This is a genomic window from Blastococcus sp. SYSU D00868, from assembly GCF_054050575.1.
The window spans coordinates 22,476-44,985 of record NZ_JBJGZO010000019.1 but is presented as its reverse complement, the minus strand read 5'-3'; the positions used below and the strand labels follow the sequence as shown (position 1 = coordinate 44,985).

19 protein-coding genes are annotated in these 22,510 nt (G+C 75.5%); 11 read left to right on the top strand and 8 right to left on the bottom strand.

Annotated features, from left to right (window positions below; genetic code table 11):
* Nucleotides 1–31 precede the first annotated feature (31 nt).
* From ACI79F_RS16105 to ACI79F_RS16090, 4 genes are all read left to right on the top strand, one after another.
* On the top strand, nt 32–775 hold the full coding sequence (locus ACI79F_RS16105; protein ID WP_456544924.1) for a type 1 glutamine amidotransferase: 744 nt from the start codon (nt 32–34) through the stop codon (nt 773–775).
* On the top strand, nt 772–3,867 hold the full coding sequence (locus ACI79F_RS16100) for a bifunctional [glutamine synthetase] adenylyltransferase/[glutamine synthetase]-adenylyl-L-tyrosine phosphorylase (protein WP_456544923.1): 3,096 nt from the start codon (nt 772–774) through the stop codon (nt 3,865–3,867). Before ACI79F_RS16105 ends, ACI79F_RS16100 begins: the two co-directional genes overlap by 4 nt.
* Nucleotides 3,868–3,971: 104 nt before the next feature.
* Complete coding sequence (locus ACI79F_RS16095) at nt 3,972–4,853, top strand: aquaporin (protein WP_456544922.1); 882 nt, start codon at nt 3,972–3,974, stop codon at nt 4,851–4,853.
* Nucleotides 4,854–4,923: 70 nt separating this feature from the next.
* Nucleotides 4,924–5,223 (top strand): CDGSH iron-sulfur domain-containing protein, encoded by a 300-nt coding sequence (locus ACI79F_RS16090; protein ID WP_456544921.1) that lies wholly within the window; start codon nt 4,924–4,926, stop codon nt 5,221–5,223.
* 3 nt (nt 5,224–5,226) lie between these two features.
* Here ACI79F_RS16090 and ACI79F_RS16085 read toward each other — a convergent pair whose 3' ends face one another.
* Together ACI79F_RS16085 and ACI79F_RS16080 are read right to left on the bottom strand one after the other, a co-directional pair.
* Nucleotides 5,227–6,777, bottom strand: coding sequence for a methyl-accepting chemotaxis protein (locus tag ACI79F_RS16085; RefSeq protein WP_456544920.1), 1,551 nt, complete (start codon nt 6,775–6,777; stop codon nt 5,227–5,229).
* Nucleotides 6,778–6,877: 100 nt separating this feature from the next.
* Nucleotides 6,878–7,900 (bottom strand): iron-containing redox enzyme family protein, encoded by a 1,023-nt coding sequence (locus ACI79F_RS16080; protein WP_456544919.1) that lies wholly within the window; start codon nt 7,898–7,900, stop codon nt 6,878–6,880.
* A gap of 64 nt (nt 7,901–7,964) precedes the next feature.
* Here ACI79F_RS16080 and ACI79F_RS16075 point away from each other — a divergent pair, with 64 nt between their 5' ends.
* The 4 genes from ACI79F_RS16075 to ACI79F_RS16060 all read left to right on the top strand — a co-directional run bounded on the left by ACI79F_RS16075 (nt 7,965) and on the right by ACI79F_RS16060 (nt 11,946).
* Nucleotides 7,965–8,819, top strand: a complete 855-nt coding sequence (locus ACI79F_RS16075; RefSeq protein ID WP_456544918.1) for an SDR family oxidoreductase — start codon at nt 7,965–7,967, stop codon at nt 8,817–8,819.
* Between the two features lie 273 nt (nt 8,820–9,092).
* Entirely contained in the window at nt 9,093–11,210 is a 2,118-nt protein-coding gene (locus tag ACI79F_RS16070; RefSeq protein WP_456544917.1) for a carbon starvation CstA family protein, read from the top strand.
* Nucleotides 11,207–11,395 carry a CstA-like transporter-associated (seleno)protein gene (locus ACI79F_RS16065; RefSeq protein ID WP_456544916.1) on the top strand — a complete coding sequence of 63 codons (189 nt, stop codon included), beginning with the start codon at nt 11,207–11,209 and terminating at the stop codon, nt 11,393–11,395. Before ACI79F_RS16070 ends, ACI79F_RS16065 begins: the two co-directional genes overlap by 4 nt.
* A 230-nt stretch (nt 11,396–11,625) precedes the next feature.
* Complete coding sequence (locus tag ACI79F_RS16060; protein ID WP_456544915.1) at nt 11,626–11,946, top strand: hypothetical protein; 321 nt, start codon at nt 11,626–11,628, stop codon at nt 11,944–11,946.
* 3 nt (nt 11,947–11,949) lie between these two features.
* Here the strand turns inward: ACI79F_RS16060 and ACI79F_RS16055 are convergent, their stop codons facing one another.
* Nucleotides 11,950–14,076, bottom strand: coding sequence for an MMPL family transporter (locus tag ACI79F_RS16055; protein WP_456544914.1), 2,127 nt, complete (start codon nt 14,074–14,076; stop codon nt 11,950–11,952).
* 161 nt (nt 14,077–14,237) lie between these two features.
* Nucleotides 14,238–14,888, bottom strand: coding sequence for a hypothetical protein (locus tag ACI79F_RS16050; RefSeq protein ID WP_456544913.1), 651 nt, complete (start codon nt 14,886–14,888; stop codon nt 14,238–14,240).
* Nucleotides 14,889–15,044: 156 nt separating this feature from the next.
* Between ACI79F_RS16050 and ACI79F_RS16045 the strand changes: the two genes are divergently transcribed.
* Complete coding sequence (locus ACI79F_RS16045) at nt 15,045–16,718, top strand: MFS transporter (protein WP_456544912.1); 1,674 nt, start codon at nt 15,045–15,047, stop codon at nt 16,716–16,718.
* Nucleotides 16,719–16,723: 5 nt separating this feature from the next.
* Entirely contained in the window at nt 16,724–17,530 is an 807-nt protein-coding gene (locus ACI79F_RS16040; RefSeq protein ID WP_456544911.1) for a bestrophin-like domain, read from the top strand.
* Nucleotides 17,531–17,575: 45 nt separating this feature from the next.
* Here the strand turns inward: ACI79F_RS16040 and ACI79F_RS16035 are convergent, their stop codons facing one another.
* Together ACI79F_RS16035 and glnA are read right to left on the bottom strand one after the other, a co-directional pair.
* Complete coding sequence (locus ACI79F_RS16035; protein ID WP_456544910.1) at nt 17,576–18,253, bottom strand: hypothetical protein; 678 nt, start codon at nt 18,251–18,253, stop codon at nt 17,576–17,578.
* A 175-nt stretch (nt 18,254–18,428) separates the two neighbouring features.
* On the bottom strand, nt 18,429–19,865 hold the full coding sequence (glnA, locus tag ACI79F_RS16030; RefSeq protein ID WP_456544909.1) for a type I glutamate--ammonia ligase: 1,437 nt from the start codon (nt 19,863–19,865) through the stop codon (nt 18,429–18,431).
* 166 nt (nt 19,866–20,031) lie between these two features.
* Here glnA and ACI79F_RS16025 point away from each other — a divergent pair, with 166 nt between their 5' ends.
* On the top strand, nt 20,032–20,451 hold the full coding sequence (locus ACI79F_RS16025) for an RDD family protein (RefSeq protein WP_456544908.1): 420 nt from the start codon (nt 20,032–20,034) through the stop codon (nt 20,449–20,451).
* Between the two features lie 181 nt (nt 20,452–20,632).
* On the opposite strand, the gene ACI79F_RS16020 is transcribed toward ACI79F_RS16025, so the two are convergent.
* Complete coding sequence (locus ACI79F_RS16020; RefSeq protein WP_456544907.1) at nt 20,633–21,475, bottom strand: DUF4191 domain-containing protein; 843 nt, start codon at nt 21,473–21,475, stop codon at nt 20,633–20,635.
* 51 nt (nt 21,476–21,526) lie between these two features.
* A complete protein-coding gene (lipA, locus tag ACI79F_RS16015) occupies nt 21,527–22,498 on the bottom strand; it encodes a lipoyl synthase (RefSeq protein ID WP_456544906.1) in 972 nt (323 codons plus the stop codon).
* Nucleotides 22,499–22,510: the final 12 nt, after the last annotated feature.

Here is a 22,510-nt window from a genome sequence, read left to right as displayed (position 1 = left end):
GGCCGGCCGCGGCCGCACTAACCTCGACGGCGTGCCCGACCGCGCCGCCCGCCTGCTCGTCGTCGTCCCCAGCCCGACCGACCCGCCGGCGCGGCTGGGGGAGTGGCTGACCGAGGCGGGGCTGGAGCTCGACGTCCGGTCGGTGCGCGAGGGCGACGAGCTGCCCGCCGACCTCACCGGCTGCGACGGGCTGCTGGTCATGGGCGGCCCCCAGTCGTCCCTGGACGACGCCGCGACCTCCCCGGAGCTGGTCGGTGTGCGGCACCTGCTCGCCCAGGCGCTGGCCGCCGACACCCCCGTGCTCGGCATCTGCCTGGGCGCCCAGATGCTGGCCATCGCCGGCGGCGGCCGGGTCCGGGTCGGCGTCGAGGGGCCCGAGGTGGGCGCCACGCTCGTCGCCAAGCGGGACGCCGCCGACGCCGACCCGCTGTTCCGCCCGCTGCCGCTGTCGCCGGACGTCGTCCAGTGGCACCACGACGAGATCGCCGAGCTGCCGGCCGGGGCCACCCTGCTGGCCAGCAGCCCGCTGTACCCCCACCAGGCCTACCGGGTCGGCCGGCACGGCTACGGCCTGCAGTTCCACGTCGAGACGACGCCGGCGATGGTGCGCGCCTGGGCCGACAGCGACCCGGTGGGGGTGGCCGCCTCCCCGTTCGACCCGGCGGAGCACGAGGCCCGCGCCGCCGCGGCCGCCGACGACCTCGCCGCCGTGTGGGCGCCGTTCGCCGCGCGCTTCGCCGACCTGGTTCGGTCCCGGGCCGGGGCCCACGCGTGACCACCGCCCGGGAGATCCCGCGCCGGGCCGTCGTCCGGCTGGTCCGGTTCGGGTTCACCGACGGCGAGAAGGCCGCCGAGCTGCTCTCCGACCCCGCGCTCGGGCTCTGGGACCTCGACCGCAACGAGCCCGCCGACCCCGAGGCCGGCCCGGTCGTCTCCGCGCTCGCCCGCGCCGGCGACCCCGACCTCGCCCTGTTCTCGCTGCGCCGGCTGGTCGAGTCCCTGGACCGGGACGACGCCTCCGGCGGCTCCGCGGCCACCCTGCTGGCCCGACTGCGCGGCTCGGCGCAGCTGCGCGGCCGCCTGCTCGCCGTGCTGGGCGCCAGCTCCGGGCTGGCCGACCACCTGGCCACCCACCCCGCCGACTGGACGGTGCTCGACGACGAGGGCAGCGGCGCCACCCGCCCGACCCAGCAGGGGCTGCAGCGGCAGATGCTCGCGGCGGTCGGCGCCGACCCCGACGACCCGCCGTGGGGCGTGCGGCTGGGCCGGGCCGCGCCGGACGCCGACCCGCAGCGCGTGGCCGACCTCCGGCTGGCCTACCGCCGGGCCGTCCTCTCCCTGGCCGGGCGCGACCTCGGCGACGGGCTGGGCGCCGAGGAGGTCGCCGCCGAGCTGGCCGACGTCGCCGGCGCCGTGCTCACCGCCGGGCTGGCCCTCGCCGTCGCCGAGCAGCCGGCCTCGGCCGCCCCGTGCCGGCTGGCCGTCATCGCGCTGGGCAAGACCGGCGGCCGCGAGCTCAACTACGTCAGCGACGTGGACGTCGTGTTCGTGGCCGAGCCGGTCGACCCGAGCGACCCGGAGGCGCCGGCGGTCAGCAGCGCCACCCGGGTCGCCGCCGCGCTCATGCGGATCTGCCGGGAGGCGGCCTGGGAGGTCGACGCCGCGCTGCGCCCCGAGGGCAAGGCCGGGGCGCTGGTGCGCACCCTCAACGGGCACGCGAGCTACTACCGGCAGTGGGCGCACACCTGGGAGTTCCAGGCGCTGCTCAAGATGCGGCCGGTGGCCGGCGACCCGGACCTCGGCCGGGCCTACGTCGAGGAGCTGTGGCCGCGGGTCTGGGAGGCCGGCGACCGGCCGGGCTTCGTCGCCGAGGTGCAGGCGATGCGCCGGCGGGTGGAGGCGAACATCCCGGCCGGGCACGCCGACCGGGAGCTCAAGCTCGGCCGCGGCGGGCTGCGGGACGTCGAGTTCGCCGTGCAGCTGCTGCAGCTGGTGCACGGCCGGGTCGACGCGGGCCTGCGCGTGGGCGGCACGCTGCCGGCGCTGCGGGCGCTGTCGGCCGGCGGCTACGTCGGCCGCGACGACGCCGCCACGCTGATCGCCTCCTACCGGTTCCTGCGCACCGTCGAGCACCGGCTGCAGCTGCTCCGGCTGCGCCGCACCCACCTGCTGCCCACCGACGAGCAGCAGCTGCGCTGGCTGGCCCGCTCGATGGGCTACAAGCCCGACCAGCGCGGCGACGCCGTCGCCGTCCTCCAGGCGGAGCTGGCGCTGCACACCCGCGAGGTGCGGCGGCTGCACGAGAAGCTCTTCTACCGCCCCCTGCTGTCGGCCGTGGCCAAGGTGCCCGCGGAGGCCGCCCAGCTGGGGTCGACGGCCGCCCGCGACTGGCTGCGCGCGCTGGGCTTCGCCGACCCCGACGGCGCCCTGCGGCACATGGGGGCGCTCACCGGCGGGGTCTCCCGCTCGGCGTCCATGCAGAAGTACCTGCTCCCGGTGGTGCTGCAGACGCTGGCCGACTGCCCCGACCCCGACGCGGGGCTGCTGGCCTACCGGCAGGTCAGCGAGGCCCTCGGCGGCAACCAGTGGTTCCTGCGGCTGCTGCGCGACGAGGGCCAGGTCGTGGAGCGGCTGGCGCTGCTGCTGGGCTCCAGCCAGTACGTGGCCCAGCTGCTCACCCGGGCGCCGGAGGCGCTGCGGCTGCTGGCCGACGACGACGAGCTCGAGCCCCGCTCCGCCGCGGCGCTCACCTCCGCGTGGGGGCAGGCGGCGGCCCGGGCACCGGACCCGGAGGCCGGCGTGCGGGTGCTGCGCGGGCTGCGCCGGCACGAGCTGCTGCGGGTGTCCTCCGCCGACCTGCTGGGCCGGCTCGACGTCGTCCGGGTGGGCCGGGCGCTGACCGACATCGCCGTCGCCACGCTGCGGGTCGGCCTGGACGTCGCCGTCCGCGCGCACGCCGCGCAGGCCGGCATCGCCGTCGAGGAGGTGCCGATGGACCTCGCCGTCATCGGCATGGGCCGGCTCGGCGGCGGGGAGATGGGCTACGGCTCGGACGCCGACGTCCTGTTCGTGCACCGGGCCCGCCCCGGCGCCGACGAGTCGAGGGCCACCGCCGCCGCCAACGCCGTCGCGCACACGCTGCGCCGGCTGCTCGGCGAGCCCGCGCCGGACCCGGCCTTCGAGGTCGACGCCGACCTGCGGCCGGAGGGCCGCCAGGGCGCGCTGGTCCGCAGCCTCGACGCCTTCGGCGAGTACTACGCGCGGTGGGTCTCGGTCTGGGAGGTGCAGGCGCTGCTGCGTGCGGTGCCGGTGGCGGGGGACGAGGCGCTGGGCGCCGCCTTCGTCGAGCTGGTGCAGCCGCTGCGCTACCCGGCGGACGGGCTCACCCCTGAGCAGGTCGCCGAGATCCGCCGGATCAAGGCACGGGTGGAGCGTGAGCGGCTGCCGCGCGGCGCGGACCCGGCGACGCACACCAAGCTCGGCCGCGGCGGGCTCGCCGACGTGGAGTGGACCGTCCAGCTGCTGCAGCTGCAGCACGCCGCCGGGGACCCGCGCCTGCAGGTGACCTCGACCGTCGACGCGCTGGACGCGCTCGTCGACGCCGGCCACCTGGACGCCGAGCAGGGCGAGGCCCTGCGCTCGGCCTGGCGGCTGGCCACGGCCGCCCGCAACGCGGTGTTCCTGGTCCGCGGCCGGCCCAGCGACCAGCTGCCCCGGCCCGGGGTGGAGCTCGCCGGTGTCGCGCGGGCCGGTGGCGCGAGCCCCGACGTCGACCCGGGCCAGTTCCTCGACGACTACCGGCGCACCACCCGGCACGCCCGCAGCGTCGTGGAGCAGGTCTTCTACGGCCAGGCGCCGGGCGGCTGACCCCGCGCGGGTCTGGCGTGTCGCGGCGGTCCGCGACAGTCTGGCCCGACGGGGCTCCCGGCCGCCCGGTCGGGGGACAGGCTGGACCGCACCGGAGGTGCGCCGTGCCCCCCACGTACGTCCGCTCGCTGGCCGCCGAGTTCCTCGGCACCGCCCTGCTGGTGTTCCTGGCCGTCGGCTCGGCCGTGGCGGGCATCGAGTCGCTGGGCCCGGTCGGCGTGGCCTTCGCCTTCGGCTTCGTGCTGCTCGCCCTCGCCTACGCCATCGGCCCGGTCTCCGGCTGCCACATCAACCCGGCCGTGACCCTCGGCGTGCTGCTGTCGGGCGGGATGGCCGCCCGGGAGGCCGTCGGCTACTGGATCGCCCAGTTCGCCGGCGGGATCGCCGGCGCGGCGCTGCTGGAGCTGATGACGAGCGGGTTCGGCGACGTCACCGACCAGACCGGCACCCTGGGCAGCAACGACTGGGGCGCGAACATCAGCATGGGCGGCGCGTTCGTCCTCGAGGTCGTGCTGACCTTCGTGCTCGTCTTCGTGATCCTGCTGGTCACGGGCAAGGCGGCCACCCCCGGCTTCGCCGGCCTGGCGATCGGCCTGACGCTGACCGCCGTCCACCTGATCGGCATCCCGCTCGACGGCACGTCGGTGAACCCGGCGCGCTCGCTGGGCCCGGCGCTGTTCGCCGGCGGCGAGTCGCTCGAGCACGTCTGGCTGTTCATCGTGGCCCCGCTCGTCGGCGGCGCCGTGGCGGTGGGCGTGGCCCGGCTGCTGGAGACCGCCCCGTTCGACGAGGAGCCGGCCGGAGTGGCCGGCGGGCCGGGAGACCGCACCGGCGCCGCGGTGCCGGCCGAGCTGGTCGACCGCACCGGCGTCGACGTGCCGCGCGAGCCGGCCGACCGCACCGGGGCCGCCCTGCCCCCGGAGCCGCGGAGCGCCCCGCCGCTGCCCACCGACCGGTCCGGCGCGGCGGGGGAGGCCCAGCCGTAGACACCAGCCGCGTCCCCGCTGCGGGGGACGCCACGTGTGCCGGTGCCGCCGCCGGGGCACGCTGGACCCCGTGACCAGCGCGCAGCCCGAGGACGACGCCCTGCCCGGCCGGGAGCGGGGGGCGACGATCACGCCCTACCGCGACGGCCCGCTGATCGTGCGCGGCGACTTCCGGCTCGTCGACGCCGACGGCGAGGAGATCGACCCCGGCCGGGAGACCGTCGCGCTGTGCCGCTGCGGCAAGTCCGGCATCAAGCCGTTCTGCGACGGCACGCACAAGCGGGCCGGGTTCTCCGCGCCCAGCGGGCCGAGCCGGCCCCGGCCGGCCGCCGTGCTGCGCGCGGCGGGGGAGGAGCCGGGCCCGGCCTGAGGCTCAGCCGCGGTTCTCGAACGCCCGCGCCATCCGGACCTGCTGCTCGAGCACCTCGCCCATGCGGTTCTGCACGGCGTCGAGCTGGCGGATGACCTCGCTGGTCGCGTGGATCCCGGCCGACACCTGCTCGCTGCTGGCCTGGATGCCGGCGATCTGCTCGGACACCTTCTTGGTGGCCGCGGCGGTCTCCCGCGCCAGGTCCTTGACCTCGCTGGCGACGACGGCGAAGCCCCGGCCCAGCTCGCCGGCGCGCGCCGCCTCGATCGTCGCGTTGAGGGCCAGCAGGTTCGTCTGGTCGGCGATGCCGGAGATGATCTGGATGACGTCGCCGACGGCGGCCGAGGCCGAGCCGAGCGCCTCCACCTCCGCCGTCATCGCCGTGGCCTGCCCGACGGCGCCCTCGGCGACCCGCCCGGCCTCGTCGGCGGCCTCCCGCAGCAGGGAGACCGTCTCCAGCAGCGCCCGGGAGTTGGCGGCGTCGGCCTCGGCCCGGCGCAGGATGTCCAGCCGCTGGGAGACCAGCTGCTGCACGTTGCGCAGCGCCGACGCCCGCGACTCGGAGAGCTCGATGGTCTCGGTGACGAAGAAGTCCATGGTCCCGACGACGCGGCCGTCGGAGACGATCGGGAAGCACACCCCCGACTTGACGCCGGCGCGCTGGGCGGCCGGGCGGCGCACGCAGTCGGTGACCTCGGCCAGGTCGCGGACGAAGACCAGGTCCCGCCTGCGCCAGGCGCGGCCGGACAGGCCCACGCCCTCGGCGAAGCTGGCGGCGAGCGTGACCTGGCGGAACTCCTCACCGGCCGAGCCGGACTCCACGCTGAACCGCAGGACGCCGGCCTCCTCGTCCAGCGCCCAGTAGGAGCCGTAGGCCCAGCCGAACGCCGTCCGCACCGTCTCCAGCGCGGTGCGCAGGGCCGACTGCTCGTCGGTGGCCTCGCCGACGCGGCTGACGACCGTGGTGACCGCCTCCCGGTCGTGCAGCGTCTCCTGCAGCTGGGCGGCGGTCAGGGCCGACCGGCGCGCGTGCGCGGCGACCCGGCCGATGGCCTGCCACTTCTCCGTCCGCCCGCCGAAGAAGGGCAGCTCGCTGCGGGAGTAGTACTCCTGCAGGGCCACGACCCGGCCGTCCTCCACGATGGGCAGCACGCAGCCGTGCCGGGCGCCGCCGGAGACGGCGGTGGCCCAGCGCAGGCAGGTGCTGGTGTCGGTCGACGAGTCCATGAGCACCGGACGCCGCTCGCGCATGGCCCGGCCGCCGAGGCCGTCCTGCGGGGTCATCACGGTGCGGGTGTCCCAGTGGGCCGACATGGCCGGCGTCAGCTCACCCTGCTCGCCGACCAGCCGGAAGCCGCCGTCGGCGGGCATCCAGATGCCGCCGTAGTCCAGCCCGAGGGCGCCGACCATGGTGGTGGTGACCCGCGAGTGCGCGTCGGCCTCGCCGCTCACGCCCTCGTCCAGCGCCGCGAGCACCTGCTCGAGCGCCTCGACGTCCCGGGGCATCGGGGCCGACCCGGTGGCGGGCGGTGCGGGGTCCGTGCGTCGCCACATGGGGAGGTCCTCCGGGGGTCGTGGAGCGGCGTCTGTCCTTTCGGCAGCGCACCACCGATCTCCACTCGGCACGACCCGTTCCGGTATGGCGTCGGCCTCGTCAGGCGGCCAGCGGGCGCTCCCCGCGCAGGCCCGAGCGGCCGGCCTCCCACGCGCCGAGGAGGTGGCGCGCGGTCAGGCCGTCCAGCGCCAGCGAGGACGCCGCCCCGAACAGGACGTCGGCGGCGAGCCCGGGCTCGGCGGCGACCAGCGAGCCGCACATGTCCACGGCCGCGATCTGCTCGTGGACGGCGTCGGCCTCGACGTGCTCGTCGTAGAAGACGGTGGTGGCCGGGCCGTACCCGAGGCGGCGCAGCCCCGCGGAGTAGCGGCGGCTGGGCTCCGACGAGGTCATCTCCACCGCGGTGAGGTGCCCGAGCGCGGCCGCCCGCCAGCGCCGGTGCAGCCCGAACAGCGACATCGTGTTCACCGACGTGAACGCCACGGCCGGGGCGTCGTCCCACAGGGCGCCGTACGCGTCGTCGAGGCCGAGGTCGCGCAGCAGCCCGGCGAACAGCTCGCTGTGCATCCGGGCCGGGGTGCCGCCGCCGTACTCGTCGGCCTGGATCTCCACCATCGCGGACTTCGTCCGCCCGCCCAGCCGCGGGACGGCGAAGGTGTGCGGGTCGCCCTCCTTGAGGTGGTACACCGAGCGCAGCGTCAGGTACTCCTGCCACTGGGCGAGCGACCCGGACCGCGCCAGGTACCGGGACAGCGACGGGCCGTCGTCGGCGGCGATCAGGGCGGTGAGCTGCCGGTCGACGGTCTCGTCGGTGACCGGCACCGGGCCGACCAGCGCGCGCAGGGCCGCGGTGTGCGCCCGCTCCAGGTGCGCCCGCAGGGTCAGCAGCGCCGGGTCCCACTCCCACGCGTCCTCGACGCCGTCGAACCCGCGGTAGTGCAGCTCGTAGCAGGCGGCGAGGGCGATCTGCAGGTCCTCGTCGAGCAGCGGGTCGGCCGCGGTGGCCGCCGCCTCGACCGCCAGCCCGGTCGTCGACCCCGACAGGGAGCCGGTCGGCAGGTCGGCGAAGAGGGCGGCGCTGAGGGGACCCCGTGGCTCGGGAAGCTGCATGAGTTCGGCCATGCCCATTCCTGTCGTGCTCGATGCACTGTCGTGAGGGAGATCGCCCGAGGGTAGGACCCGGGACATGTGTGCAGCTCCCGGGCCCGGGGCCCGCGTCGTCCTGGTGACCGGCGGCAGCGCGGGCATCGGCCGCGCCACCGTGGCGCGGCTGGCCGCCGGCGGCGCGCTGGTGGTGACCTGCGCCCGGCACGGCGACCGGCTGGCCGAGGCGGTCGGCGGGCTGCGCGGGGTGACCGCGGTGCCCGCCGACGTCGCCGACGCCGCCGACCGCGCGCGCCTGGTCGAGGCCGTGCTGGAGCGCCACGGCCGGCTGGACGCCGTCGTCCTCAACGCCGGGCTGGGCTGGGCCGGGCTGGTCGAGGACATGCCGGGCGAGGCGGTCGAGGCGGTGGTCGGGCTCAACCTGACCGGCGTCGTCGACCTCACCCGGCGGGCGCTGCCCCACCTGCTGGCGGCCGCGGCCGGGCGCGGGCGGGCCGACGTCGTCGCCGTCTCCTCCGTCGCGGCCTGGTCGCAGGTGCCGCCGCTGACCGTCTACTCGGCCACGAAGGCCGGCGTCCTGGGCTTCGTGCGCGGGCTGCGCCGGGAGGTGACCTCGCGCGGGGTGCGGGTGCACTCGGTGCACCCCGGGCCGGTCGCCACGGAGTGGCTGGCCCGGGGGCACGGCGCCCCGCCGCGCTCGGACGCCGAGGCCCGGGGCCGGCTCTCGCGGGGCGTGCGCACCGAGCGGGTGGCCGCGGCGATCACCGGCCTGCTGGACGCGCCGCGGGCCCGGACGGTGTCGGTGCCGCGGTGGACCGGGCTGGCCCGCCTCGGCGAGGTGCCGCCGGTGGACCGGGCCCTGGACGTCGTGCTCTCCCGGCAGCACGACCGGATCCGCCGGGTCGCCGCGCGCGCCGTCGAGCGCCGCACCCGCTGACGGCCGGCCCCACCCGTCCCGAGTGGTGGGCCCGGCCCGGGGCTCGCATGCTGGCCGTGCACGCGGCAGCGGCGCCGGTGGTGCGGCGCCTGGTGGGCAGGAGGCGCGATGTCGACCACGGCAACAGCGGAGACCCGGACGGGGGGGGGGGGGGGGGGGGGGGGGGGGGGGGGGGGGGGGGGGGGGGGGGGGGGGGGGGGCGGCGGCGCGCACACCCCCACCCCACCCCCCCCCCCCCCGGCCGCCCCCCCCCCCCCCCCCCCGCTGCGCTCGGTGCTCGTGTGGACGGCGGTCGCCGCCGTCGGCGCGGTCTGCTGGACCGTGCTGGCCCTGGCCCGCGGGGAGACCGTCTCGGCGCTGTGGATCCTGTTCGCCGCGCTGTGCTCCTACGCGATCGCCTACCGCTTCTACTCGCGGTTCATCGCCCGCCGGGTGCTGCGGGTCGACGACTCGCGGGCCACCCCCGCGGAGCGGCACGGCGACGGCGTCGACTACGACGTCACCGACCGGCGGGTGCTCTTCGGCCACCACTTCGCCGCCATCGCCGGCGCCGGCCCGCTGGTCGGCCCGGTCCTGGCCGCGCAGATGGGCTACCTGCCCGGCACCATCTGGATCATCGTCGGCGTCATCTTCGCCGGCGCGGTGCAGGACATGACGGTCCTGTTCTTCTCCATGCGCCGCAACGGCCGGAGCCTGGGCCAGATGGTCCGCGAGGAGATCGGCCTCGTCGGCGGGATCGCCGCGCTCATCGCCGTGTTCGCCATCATGATCATCATCCTGGCGGTGCTGGCGCTGATCGTGGTGAACGCGCTGGCCGAGTCGCCGTGGGGCGTCTTCTCGATCGCGCTCACGATCCCGATCGCGCTGTTCATGGGGATCTACCTGCGGGTGCTGCGGCCCGGCCGGGTCCTGGAGGCCACCGGCATCGGCGTCGCCCTGCTGCTGGCGGCCGTCATCGGCGGCGGCTACGTCGAGGACACCGGCCTCGGCGACGCGCTGACGCTGTCCAAGGAGTGGCTGGTCGTCGCGCTCGTCGTCTACGGCTTCGTCGCCTCGGTGCTGCCGGTGTGGCTGCTGCTCACCCCGCGCGACTACCTGTCGACGTTCATGAAGGTCGGCGTCATCGTGCTGCTCGCCGTCGGCCTGCTGCTGGCCCGCCCGGTGCTGCAGGCCGACGCGGTCACCGACTTCGCCAAGGAGGGCACCGGCCCGGTCTTCGCCGGCTCGCTGTTCCCGTTCGTCTTCATCACCATCGCCTGCGGCGCGCTGTCGGGCTTCCACGCGCTGATCTCGTCGGGGACGACGCCGAAGATGGTCTCCAAGGAGAGCCACGTCCGGCTGATCGGCTACGGCGGCATGCTCATGGAGAGCTTCGTGGCGATCAGCGCGCTCATCGCCGCCGTCGTCATCGACCAGGGCCTCTACTACGCGATGAACGCCCCGGCCGGGGCCACCGGCGGGGCCGCGGACTCCGCCGCCGCGTTCGTGCAGGGGCTGGGCTTCGACACCTCCTCCGGGGACTTGGCCGCCGCGGCCGCGGCGGTGCAGGAACCGACGCTGATCAGCCGCACCGGCGGCGCCCCGACCCTCGCGGTCGGCATCTCGAACATCCTCAGCGACGCCTTCGGCGGCTCGCTGGCGGCGTTCTGGTACCACTTCGCGATCATGTTCGAGGCGCTGTTCATCCTGACGGCGGTCGACGCCGGCACCCGGGTGGGCCGCTTCATGCTGCAGGACACCGTCGGCAACGTGTGGAAGCGCTTCGGCGACCTCACCTGGCGGCCGGGCAACGTCATCGCCAGCGCGGTGGTCGTGGCGCTGTGGGGCTCGATCCTCTACATCGGCGTCACCGACCCGCTCGGCGGGGTGAACCAGCTCTTCCCGCTGTTCGGCATCGCCAACCAGCTGCTCGCCGCCATCGCGCTGCTGCTGGTCACCGTGCTGCTGATCAAGCACGGGCGCGCGAAGTACGCCTGGGTGTCCGGCGTCCCGCTGGTGTGGGATCTCGTGGTCACCATGACCGCGAGCTGGCAGAAGGTCTTCTCCAGCGACCCGGCGGTCGGCTACTTCGCCCAGCGGGACCGGTACGCCGACGCCCGCGACGCCGGCGAGGTCCTCGCGCCGGCGCAGGACCCCGGGCAGATGGACCAGATCGTCTTCAACTCCACCCTCAACGGCGTCCTGCAGGCGACCTTCGCGCTGCTCGTGGTGGTGGTCGCGGTGCACGCCGCCGTCGTGATCGTCCGGGCGCTGCGCTCGCGCGGGCCGGTGCAGACGACCGAGGAGCCGGCGGTGCCCTCGCGGATCGTCGAGCCCTCGGGGCTGTTCGCCACCGCCGAGGAGAGACGGGCGATGACCGAGCAGCGCGAGCTCGCCGGGGCCGGCCGGTGACCGGGGCGCTGGGCGCGGCCTGGCGCGGGGTGCGCTGGTACCTGCGGGAGTGGAGCGGGGAGGCCCGGTGGGACGACTACCTGGCCGCCTGCGCCGAGCACGGGCACCCGCCGATGACCCGGCGGGAGTTCGAGCGCCGGCGGGACGACGCCCGGGAGCGGGCCAGCGTGGCCCGCTGCTGCTGACCCCGCTCAGGCGCGCCGGTCATCGGTGCCGCCCGGCGGCGGGCCGGGGTCGCGACATCGTGCCACGCGCGTCCCGCCGGCCCCAGGCGCCCCGTGCGGTGCGCCGCGCGGTTCTGCCGGCGGCCGCGGCCGCCGACTACCAGGACGACGCCCCGCCCCGGGGCGACCGTCGAGGAGACCGCCATGTCGCCGTCGCGTCCCCGTCCCCTGACCGCGCCCGGGTGCGCCCGGTGAGCCGCGACCGCCGGACCGAGCTGCGCGCCGGCGCCCAGCTCGTCGCGGCCGCCGGCGCCGAGCTGGGCTGCGGCGACGCCCCCGAGGTGCGGGTGCTGCCCGACGGCCGGGTGTGGCTGGCCGACGTCGGCGCCGCCGTCTCGGCGATCGAGCTCTACCGGGCCGCCCGCGGCGTGCTGGCCGCGCAGCTGGACGCGATGGCGCAGGTGACCGACCAGTCGGCCGAGGAGGTCACCTTCGGCTGGCTGGTCGGGCTGCAGATGGACGACGTCCTGGCCGCGCTGGAGGACGGGTCGCCCGAGGCCGACGCCGCCTGACCGTCATCCGCGGACCCGGACCGGCGAGGGCGCCTCGGCGGTCTCGTCGCCCGGCGGCACCTCCGGCTCGTCGTGCCGGTGCGCCAGCTTGCTCGGCCACCACATCCACCGGCCGACGTCCAGGTTCAGCGCCGTGACCAGCACCGACCGCACGATGATCGTGTCCAGCAGGACGCCGAGGGCGACCGCGATGCCCAGCTGGGTGAGGAACGTCAGCGGCAGCGTGCCGAGGACGGCGAACGTCGCGGCCAGCACCAGCCCGGCGGAGGTGATGACGCCGCCGGTCGCGGCCAGCGCGATGAGGGCCGCCCGCCGGGTGCCGTGGTCGAACGCCTCCTCCCGCACCCGGGTCATCAGGAAGATGTTGTAGTCGATCCCGAGGGCGACCAGGAACACGAAGACGAACAGCGGGAACGAGCTGTCGGTGTCGGTCACGCCGAGCACCCAGTCGAAGATCCACGCGCTGAGCCCCAGCGCCGCGCCGAAGGACAGCACGACCGTGGCGATGAGGATCAGCGGCGCCACGACCGCCCGCAGCAGCACGCCGAGGACCACCAGGACGACCAGCATGATCAGCGGGATGACCACCCGGTTGTCCCGCTGCGAGGCGTTCTGGACGTCGAGGTTGACCGCGGTGTTGCCGCCGACCAGCGCCTGGCCGTCGCCGACGTCGTCCAGCGAGCTGCGCAGGTCCTCGATGGTCGACGCGGCGGCCGGGCTGTCGAAGGGATCGGCCAGCGTCGCCTCGATGAGGGCGGCGTCGCCCTCGACCCGCGGGGGTGCCACCTCGGCGATGCCGTCGTCCTCGGCCACGGCGGCGGCGACGGCGTCCGCGTCGGCCGCGGTGGTGATCACGTACACGGGGTTGCCGGCGACGGCGGGGTAGTGCTCCGCGGCCACCTCGTCGCCCTGGATGGACTCGGGGGTGTCGCGGAAGCCCTCGGCCGCGGTGAGGCCGCTCGGGTCGAGCTTGAGGACGCCCAGGCACGCGGCGAGCAGCAGCACGCTGGTGACCAACCAGGTGGCCCGCGGGCGCGGCCGGATCCAGCCGCCGACCCGCGACCACAGCCCGGTGGCGGTGGGCTCGGCGCTGCCGAGGGTGGGCCGCACCGGCCAGAACACCCAGCGCCCGCAGATGACCAGCAGCGCCGGCAGCAGCGTCATGAGGACGGCGAGGGTCACCGCGACGCCGATGGCCGCGACCGGGCCCAGCCCGGCGGTGGAGTTCATCTCCGCGGCGACCAGGCAGAGCATCCCGAGCACGACCGTCCCGCCGCTGGCCAGCACCGCCGGGCCGGCCCGGTGCACGGCCTCGGTCATGGCCTCGTGCCGGTCGGCGTGCAGCCGCAGTTCCTCGCGGTACCGGGCGACCAGCAGCAGGGCGTAGTCGGTGCCCGCGCCCACCACCAGGACGGTGAGGATGCTCGCGCTCTGGGCGTTGACGGTGAGGTCGGCGTAGCGGGCGAGCAGGTAGATCAGCGCCTGCGAGCAGACCAGCGCGATCACGGCCGAGAAGATCGGCAGCACCCACAGCACCGGGCTGCGGTAGGTGAACAGCAGGATCACGATGACGACGCCGAGCGCGGCGAACAGCAGCGCCCCGTCGATGCCCTCGAACGCCTCGGAGGAGTCGGCGGCGTTGCCCGCCGGGCCGGTGACGTAGGCCTCGAGCCCGTCGGGGCCGTCCTGGGCCTCGGCGCGGATGTCGTCGACCAGCGGGGCGATCGCCTCCCAGCCGTCCGGCCCGACGTTGAGCGGCACGATGAGCTCGAGCGCCTCGCCGTCCGCGGACGGGATGGGCCCGGTCACCTCGCCGTCGAGCTCGTCGATCCGGCTGAAGGCCTGCGCGTCCTCGGTGACGGCCTGCTGGTCCTCGGCGGTCAGCCCGCCGGACCGCTCGTACACCACCACCGCGGGGAAGACGTCGGGGTCCTGCCCGAGCGCCGCCTGGGCCTCCAGGGCCTCCGTCGACTCGGCGCTGCCCGGCAGCCAGGCGGCGATGTCGTTCTCCTGCTCGTCGGTGAGCTTCCCGGCGAGCGGCCCCGACACGGCGGCCAGGACCAGCCAGAAGACCAGGATCACCCACTTGAGGCGGGGACTGCTGACGCGCGACGCGTACGACCTGCCCATGGGAGGCCCCTCCGACGGCGCCGGCGGGCGCCGGCGCGGGAACGGTGCGGCGAAGACGCTAGCGATCGCCGCGGGGCGCTGTCACCGCCTTTCGGGCCGCCCGCCGCGGCCGTTCCCGTTCCGGTCCCGGCGGGCCTCCCTCGACGCCGTCGACCGGGCGCTCAGCGCCGGGCGGAGCCCGGCGGCTCGGGGGACAGCGGCGGCAGCACCGGCGGGGCGGTGAGCTCCCGGTAGGCGTCGGTGTGCGCGCGCAGGGCGGTGACGGCGTCGGCGACGTCGGCGCCCAGCCGGCCGGCCGCCGGCTGAACCCGCTCGGCCTGCCGGACGGCGTCCGCGACGTCGGCGAGCATGTCCAGGTACCCGCGGGCCTCGGCCAGCAGGCCCGCCGGGCCGGGGGAGGCGGACAGCGCCTGCTGGCGCAGGCACTGCTCGAGGCGGGTGCCCTCGGCGTCCAGCGCCGGCAGCAGCGCGGGGATGTCGCCGAGGTGCGCGCCCGCAGCCGCGGCGGCGGTGACCCGGCGGCGCAGGTCGCCGCGGGCCCGGTTCAGCTGCCCCTGCAGCTCCGCGGCGGAGCGCCGCTCGCCCGGCGGCAGCCGGCGGGCCGCCACGGCGGCCGCCCCCTGGACGCCGAGCTCCCGGCCGCGGGCGCTGAGCTCCCGGCCACGGGCGACCAGCGGGCTGCGGCGGACCCGCCGCAGCACCAGCCAGCCGGCCAGGACGGCCAGCAGCAGGAGCACCACGCCGACGCCGCCGAGCACGGCGAGCACCGCGGGGTCGAGGTCCGTCAGCCAGGTCAGCTCGTCGTCGTCCACGGGGCTCCTCGTTCTGGGGCGGCGGGCCGGGACTGCCGATGCTAGGTCGGCTCCCTGGGAGCCGGGCGCGGTCGGCCGCGGCCCGGTCTCGTCCGCCGGGAGTGAGGCGGCCGGCCGCGGGATGCGGGAGGAAGGACGGCGCCGGAGGGAGGACCGATGACCGCTGCCGCCGGGTCGACCGCACCCGACCGCGCCGGCCGGGTGCTCACCGCGCTGGTCCTCGTGGCCGCGGTCGCCAACCTGCCCTTGGCGTCGGCGAACGTGGCGCTGCCCAGCATCGGGCTGCACTTCGACGCCTCCCAGACGGAGCTGAACCTGGTCGCCGTCGCCTACTCCCTCGGCCTGGCGTGCTCGGTGCTGTGGCTGGGCGCGCTGGGCGACCGGTACGGGCGCAAGCAGATGCTGCTGCTCGGCGTGCTGCTGTCCCTGCCGGCGTGCCTGGTCATGGCGTGGGCGCCGTCGATCTGGGTGCTCGTCGCCGCCCGGTTCGTCGGGGGCGTCGCGGCCGGCATGGCCTATCCCACGACGCTGTCGCTGATCACGGCGCTGTGGTCGGGGCCGGCGCGGACCCGGTCGATCGCCCTCTGGTCGGCCACGGGCGGGGCCATCGCGGCGCTCGGGCCGCTGTTCGCCGGGCTGCTGCTGTCGTGGTGGTGGTGGGGCTCGGTGTTCCTGCTGACGCTGCCGCTCATCGTCGTCGCCCTGGTCATGGCCGCCCGGCTGGTCCCGAGCCACGTCGACGAGAGCTCCGACCCCGTGGACAACCTGGGCGGCATCCTCTCGGCGGTGCTCGTCGGCGCCGTCATCCTGGGCATCAACTTCGCCGTCGTCCCGGACTCCGGCACCCTGCTCCTGGGGCTCGGCGCGGTGGCCCTGGCCGCGCTGGCCGGGTTCGTGCTGCGCGAGCGGCGGGCCGGCAACCCCCTGTACGACCTGCACGTCGCCGGTCGGCGGATCTTCTGGGTCGCCGCGTGCGCCGGGATCATCGTGTTCGGCTCGCTGATGGGCGCGATGTTCATCGGCCAGCAGTTCCTGCAGAACGTGCTCGACTACAGCACCGTCGAGTCGGGCCTGGCGATCCTGCCGGCGCCGGTGGTCATGGTCGTGGCCGCCCCGGTCTCCGCGCGGCTGGTCGAGACGCGGGGCGCGCGGCTCACCCTGCTCATCGGCTACGCCTGCATCCTGGCCGGCTTCCTCGCCATGCTGCTGCTGTGGGACGAGGGCGCGTCCTACTGGCAGGTCGGGCTCGGGTACGCGCTCGTGGGTGCGGGGGTGGGCTTCGCGGGCACCCCGGCGTCGCACTCGCTGACCGGCTCGGTGCCCGTCGTCCGCGTCGGCATGGCCTCGGGGACCGCCGACCTGCAGCGCGACCTCGGCGGCGCGCTGCTGCAGTCGGTTCTCGGCGCGCTGCTCACCGCCGGCTACGCCTCCGCCGCGGCCGCGGCCGTCTCCGGGGCGCCGCCCGACGACGACGTGACGTCGGCGGTGCAGAGCCAGCTGACCAAGTCCTTCGACGGGGCCGAGGCGATCGCCGAGCAGTACCCGCAGTACGCCGACCAGATCGTCGCCGGCGCCCGGCAGTCGTTCGTCGACGGGCAGGACTGGGCCTACCTCGCGGCGATCGTCGCGGTGCTGCTCGGCGCCCTGCTCGTGGCGTTCCTCTTCCCGGGGGCGCAGCGCGAGCGGGAGCTGCTGCAGGAGTACCGGGACCGCGACGCCGCGGCGTCCCCGGCCGCGGCCGCCGTCCCGCCCGGCGCCGTGCCGCAGCCCCGGGCGCCGGCGGCCCCGGGCAGGGTCGGGCCGGCCGCGGCGCCGCCGGGCGACGGCTGAGCGCCGTGCTCTTCTTCGGGGTGAGCACCTGGGTGCTCGCGCTGCTGCTCGGCGGCCTCATGGCCGGCGCGACCGTCACCGGCCTGGTCGTCGGCCGGCGGCTGAGCCGGGGCGGGGCCAGCGTCCGTGAGCCGTTCAGCGTCCTGCAGGGCGTGCTCGTCGGGTTCATGGGCCTGGTGCTGGCGTTCGGGCTCAGCCTCGCGCTGGGCAGGTACGAGACCCGGCGGGCGGCCACGGTCGACGAGGCCAACGCCATCGGGACGGCCTACCTGCGCGCGCAGACGCTCGCCGAGCCGGTCCGGACCGAGAGCCTCGAGCTGCTGCGGGCCTACACGCGCACGAGCATCGCGATCGCCGACACCGTCCCGGGCAGCGACGCGCAGGCAAGGGCGCTGGCCGAGAGCGACACCCACCAGCGGGCGCTCTGGGCGCTGGCCGGGCAGGCGCTCGCGGACGCGCCCGTGGACAGCGCGCCGCGGCTGTACGTCGAGACCCTCAACGAGTCGTTCGACGCGCAGTCCGCCCGCGTCTACGCCCTGGGCAACCGGGTGCCCACGGCGGTGCTGGTCGTGGAGGTCGTCGGTGCCGCCGTGGCGCTCGGTGCGCTGGCCCTGCAGCTGGGCCTGCACCTAGAGACCCTCGGGCGGGGCCTGGCCGCGACGCTGGCGGCGGCCGGGCTCGTCACCGTCCTGCTGGTGGTCACCTTCGACCTGGACCGCCCGACCCGGGGCTCCATCCGCGTCCCGGACACCCCGCTGAGCGACGTCCTCGTCACCATCTCGGAGCCCCCGGCGGCCGCGGCCCCGGACTGACGCCGGTGCTCCGCGGGCGCGATCCCGGGCGTGGAGTCCCCGAGGTCAGGTCGCCTCCCTGTCGGTCGGGGGGTCCGCACGGTCCCGGAGCGGGACCCCGCGGGGGTCGGGGACTCCGGGCGGGGATCCGCCGTCGGCGCCCGTCGGCGGGGGAGCCGCAGGACCGGCGTCGACGAGGTCGCGCAGGAGCGTGTCGCGCGTGGCGGGATCGACGACCGCCTCGGCTGCGAAGGCCAGGGCTCCCAGAGCGGCGAGGAAGGCCGCGACCTGGATCAGACTGCGCGGCACGACGACCTCGGGACCACCGGCGCCGAGGGACGTCACGGCGGCGGCGGGGACGCCGGTCCACTCGCTCACCAGCTGGCGGTCCATGGTGGTGGCACCGAGGAGGACGAGCCCCACGCAGAGCGCCGCACCGAAGCCGATGGCCTCGGAGGACACCCGGGCGGTCGCCCGCCTCCTGAGCCGGCGATCGACCCAGCCGGGGAGGGCGCGGGGGAGCCCGATGGCCGCGACGAGCAGGGCGCCACCGACGGTGATGGTCAGGAGGACGACCAGCCGCCAGAGCGCCAGACGGCCGATGTACCGCCACGTCTCCGAGGTGACGAACAGCACGAGCAGCAGCCCCAGCAGGAGGCGCAACTCGCGGACGGTGACGAGGACGACGTCGGCGCCACGGGACCGCAGGCGCGACCGCGCCGGGCGACGCTCACCGATGGTCACGAGTGGTGTCCCGGCTCATGGCGACAGGGTGATGCCGCGCCGCGGACGTGTCACCCCGCCCCGACGGCGACGGGTCCGCACGGGCAGCCGTGGGCGTCGTGCCGGCTGCTCGTGCGGACCCGGTGGGACCGCCGCCGACCAGCGCTGGACGCGCGCTGGTCAGCGGCTCGTGGACTCAGATGTCGTAGTACATCGCGAACTCGTGCGGGTGCGGGCGGAGGCGGATCGGGTCGATCTCGTTCGCCCGCTTGTAGTCGATCCACGTCTCGATCAGGTCGGGGGTGAAGACACCGCCGTCGACGAGGTACTCGTGGTCGGTCTCGAGGTTGTCGAGGACGGCGTCCAGGCTGGCCGGCACCTTCTCGATGCCCAGGGCCTCCTCGGGCGGCAGCTCGTAGAGGTCCTTGTCGACCGGCGCCGGCGGCTCGATCTTGTTCTTGATGCCGTCGAGGCCGGCCATCAGCATCGCCGAGAAGGCGAGGTACGGGTTGGCCGACGGGTCGGGCACGCGGAACTCGATGCGCTTGGCCTTGGGGTTGTCGCCGGAGATCGGGATGCGGCAGCAGGCCGAGCGGTTGCGGGCCGAGTAGACGAGGTTGATCGGCGCCTCGTAGCCGGGCACCAGGCGGTGGTAGCTGTTCACCGTCGGGTTGGTGAAGGCCAGCAGCGACGGGGCGTGCGCGAGCAGGCCGCCGATGTAGTGGCGGGCGGTGTCGGACAGACCCGCGTAGCCGGTCTCGGCGTGGAAGAGCGGCTCGCCGTCCTTCCAGAGGCTCTGGTGGCAGTGCATGCCCGAGCCGTTGTCCCCGAACAGCGGCTTGGGCATGAACGTCGCCGTCTTGCCGTGCGCCCAGGCGGTGTTCTTGATGACGTACTTGAACAGCATCAGGCTGTCGGCCGACGCCAGCAGGGTGTCGAACTTGTAGTTGATCTCGGCCTGGCCGCCGGTGCCGACCTCGTGGTGGCCCCGCTCGAGCTCGAGCCCGACGCCGATGAGGTTCTTCATCATCTCGGCGCGCAGGTCGCTCTGCTGGTCGTAGGGCTCGACCGGGAAGTAGCCGCCCTTGGGCCGGGCCTTGTAGCCGCGGTTGGCGCCGACGCCGTTCTCGCCGGTCAGCGAGCCGGTGTTCCAGGAGCCCTCGACCGAGTCGATGTGGTAGTAGCCCTCGTTGATCCCGGTGTCGTAGCGGATCGAGTCGAAGACGTAGAACTCCGCCTCGGGGCCGAAGTAGGCGGTGTCGGCGATGCCGCTGCTGGCCAGGTAGGCCTCGGCCTTCTTCGCCACGTTCCGCGGGTCGCGGCTGTAGGCCTCGCGCGTGATCGGGTCGTGGATGAAGAAGTTGACGTTCAGCGTCTTGTGCCGGCGGAACGGGTCCACGTACGCGCTGTTGGCGTCGGGCAGCAGCAGCATGTCGGACTCGTTGATGGCCTGGAAGCCACGGATCGAGGAGCCGTCGAAGCCCAGACCCTCGGTGAACGTGTCCTCGCCGAACGTCGACGCCGGGATGGTGAAGTGCTGCATGACGCCGGGCAGGTCGCAGAAGCGCACGTCGACGAACTCGACGTCGTTGTCGCGGATGTAGGCGGCGACCTCGTCGGGACTGGTGAACATCGATCCTCCGGGAGTGGGCGAACAGCCGGGAACGAACCTACGAGCGAGGAGTTGCCCCGGGGTGTCTCCGGTGTTTCGGACCGGTAACAGCGGCCCCGGCGTGTCGCGCTGGGTCCGTCCTCCTCGCCCGGACCGGTCCGCGCCGTAGGGGTCCTACGCTGGCGGCATGGTCAGGGATGCCCAGCCACCCTCTCAGGAACGCCGGCGCGGCGCGTCCCTGGGGTTGCCCGCCGACGGTCCGGGCTCCCTGGCGCCCTTCGGCACCCGCATCGGCGCCTTCTTCGTCGACGCGATCGCCTCGGCGCTGGTCGCCGCGCTCTTCGTCGGGGGGATGCCCGGCAACTGGAGCCTGCTGGCGTTCGCCGTGATCACCGTGGTCACGCTCGTCGCCTTCGGCCAGACGCCGGGGATGCGGCTGTACTCGCTGCGCCTGGCCCACCCGCGGCAGGGCCAGCGGCTGGCGCTGTGGCGGGCGGTGGCCCGGACGGCGCTGCTGTGCCTGCTGCTGCCGGCGCTCGTCGTGGACGCCGACGGCCGCGGCCTGCACGACCGGCTCACCGACACCGCCGTCGTCCGCGAGTCCTGACCCCCCGGCCGGGATCAGGTCACCTGATCCCGGAGCGTCCTCCCTCGGCTCCCACGGTGAGGGAGGACGCGTCCCGGTGAGGGAGGACGCGTCCGGGTGGGGGAGGAGGACGGCCCCGCACCGGCCCCGGGACGACGAGAGCCCCGCACCACCACGGGTGCGGGGCTCTCGTCGTCCCGTGTCAGCGGCGGCGGATCTGCCGCTGGCTCACCGACATCTGCCGGCCGCCGGGCAGCGGGCCGCCGGGCACCGGCATCTTCGGGCCGCCCAGGGCGCTCATCCGGCGGGCCAGCGCGTTGACCTCGCCGGCGCTGAGGTTGCGCGGCAGCTTCATCACGTGGTTGCTCAGCTTCTTGAGCGGGACCTGGCCCTCGTCGTCCCCGACCGTGATGTCGTAGATCGGGGTGTCGCCGACGACGCGCGCGAGCTTCTTCTTCTCCTGCGCCAGCAGCGGGCGCACCCGGGACGGCGCCCCCTCGGCGACCAGGATGACCCCGGGCCGGCCCAGCACCCGGTGCACGGCGTCGAGCTGGGTCGTGCCGGCGACCCCGGAGGTGACCCGCCAGTCGCCGCGCATGCCCTCGAGCACCCAGGCCGCCGCCCCCGGCTGGCCCTCGACCTGCCGGTAGGCCGACCCCTGCGCGCGGCGGCCGAACACGATGAGCGCGGCCAGCAGGCCCAGCAGGACCGCGAAGAAGATCATGATGATCGGGATCCCGATCAGGATGCCGATCAGCTCGACCACGCCCGCGACGAGCACGAAGGCGATGAGCATGACCCAGGGCAGCTTGGGGTCGTTCTTGTAGGTGAGCGAGTACGCCTGCTTCATCATGCGGGCGTTGTTGCGGAGCTTGGACAGCCGCCCGACCTTGGGCTGGCCGTCCTTGCCGAGCTTCGGCGCCTTGCCCGGCGTGCCGGCCGGCGTGCCCGCGGCGCTCGCGCCCCGGCCACGGCCGCTGGAGCCGGGCGCCCGTCCGGCCTTGCCGGTGGGGGCGGGGGAGTCCGTGGGCTTGCTGCGTGCCATGTCCCCAGGATAGGGCCGCGGCCCGCCGTGCCCGGCGGACGACGCCGGGGGTCACCCCTGGCGGGTCAGCCCCCGGGCCTCGACCGCCTGCTGGTAGAGCCGGCCGGCGCGGTAGGAGCTGCGCACCAGCGGCCCGGCGAGGACGCCGGGGAAGCCGATCCGCTCGGCCTCGGCCGAGAAGCCGACGAACTCGTCGGGCTTCACCCAGCGGACGACGGGGTGGTGCCGGGGCGAGGGGCGCAGGTACTGGGTGATCGTGAGCAGGTCGCAGCCGGCGTCGTGCAGCGCCTGCATCGTCTCGACGACCTCGTCCGGCTCCTCGCCCATCCCGAGGATCAGGTTGGACTTGGTGACCAGCCCGGCCTCCCGGGCGGCGGTGATCACGGCCAGCGAGCGCTCGAACCGGAAGCCGGGGCGGATCCGCTTGAAGATCCGCGGCACCGTCTCGACGTTGTGCGCCAGCACCTCGGGGCGGGAGGAGAAGACCTCGGCCAGCTGGCCGGCGTCGGCGTTGAAGTCGGGGATGAGCAGCTCGACTCCGCAGCCGGGGACCGCGGCGTGGATCTGCCGGACGGTCTCGGCGTACAGCCAGGCGCCGCCGTCGGGCAGGTCGTCGCGGGCGACGCCGGTGACCGTGGCGTACCGCAGCTGCATGCTGGCCACGCTCTCGGCGACCCGGCGGGGCTCGTCGGCGTCGAAGGCGGCCGGCTTGCCGGTGTCGATCTGGCAGAAGTCGCAGCGCCGGGTGCACTGGTCGCCGCCGATGAGGAAGGTGGCCTCCCGGTCCTCCCAGCACTCGTAGATGTTGGGGCAGCCGGCCTCCTCGCACACCGTGTGCAGGCCCTCGCGGCGGACCAGCGACTTCAGCTCGGTGTACTCCGGGCCGGTGCGCAGCCGGGTCTTGATCCACTCGGGCTTGCGCTCGATGGGCACCTGGCTGTTGCGGACCTCGAGGCGCAGCAGCTTGCGGCCGGCGGGCTCGGTGGCGGATCCGGTGGACGTGGGGGCCGCCGTCTCGCTCATGACCTGCACGGT

Bases quoted from the DNA above. Each gene is read 5' to 3' on its own strand.
- ACI79F_RS16020 (WP_456544907.1), bottom strand. From the start codon at position 21,475: ATGGCACGCAGCAAGCCCACGGACTCCCCCGCCCCCACCGGCAAGGCC.
- ACI79F_RS16085 (WP_456544920.1), bottom strand. From the start codon at position 6,777: ATGTGGCGACGCACGGACCCCGCACCGCCCGCCACCGGGTCGGCCCCG.
- ACI79F_RS16045 (WP_456544912.1), top strand. From the start codon at position 15,045: ATGACCGCTGCCGCCGGGTCGACCGCACCCGACCGCGCCGGCCGGGTG.
- ACI79F_RS16055 (WP_456544914.1), bottom strand. From the start codon at position 14,076: ATGGGCAGGTCGTACGCGTCGCGCGTCAGCAGTCCCCGCCTCAAGTGG.
- ACI79F_RS16075 (WP_456544918.1), top strand. From the start codon at position 7,965: ATGTGTGCAGCTCCCGGGCCCGGGGCCCGCGTCGTCCTGGTGACCGGC.
- ACI79F_RS16025 (WP_456544908.1), top strand. From the start codon at position 20,032: ATGGTCAGGGATGCCCAGCCACCCTCTCAGGAACGCCGGCGCGGCGCG.
- ACI79F_RS16080 (WP_456544919.1), bottom strand. From the start codon at position 7,900: ATGGCCGAACTCATGCAGCTTCCCGAGCCACGGGGTCCCCTCAGCGCC.
- lipA (WP_456544906.1), bottom strand. From the start codon at position 22,498: ATGAGCGAGACGGCGGCCCCCACGTCCACCGGATCCGCCACCGAGCCC.
- glnA (WP_456544909.1), bottom strand. From the start codon at position 19,865: ATGTTCACCAGTCCCGACGAGGTCGCCGCCTACATCCGCGACAACGAC.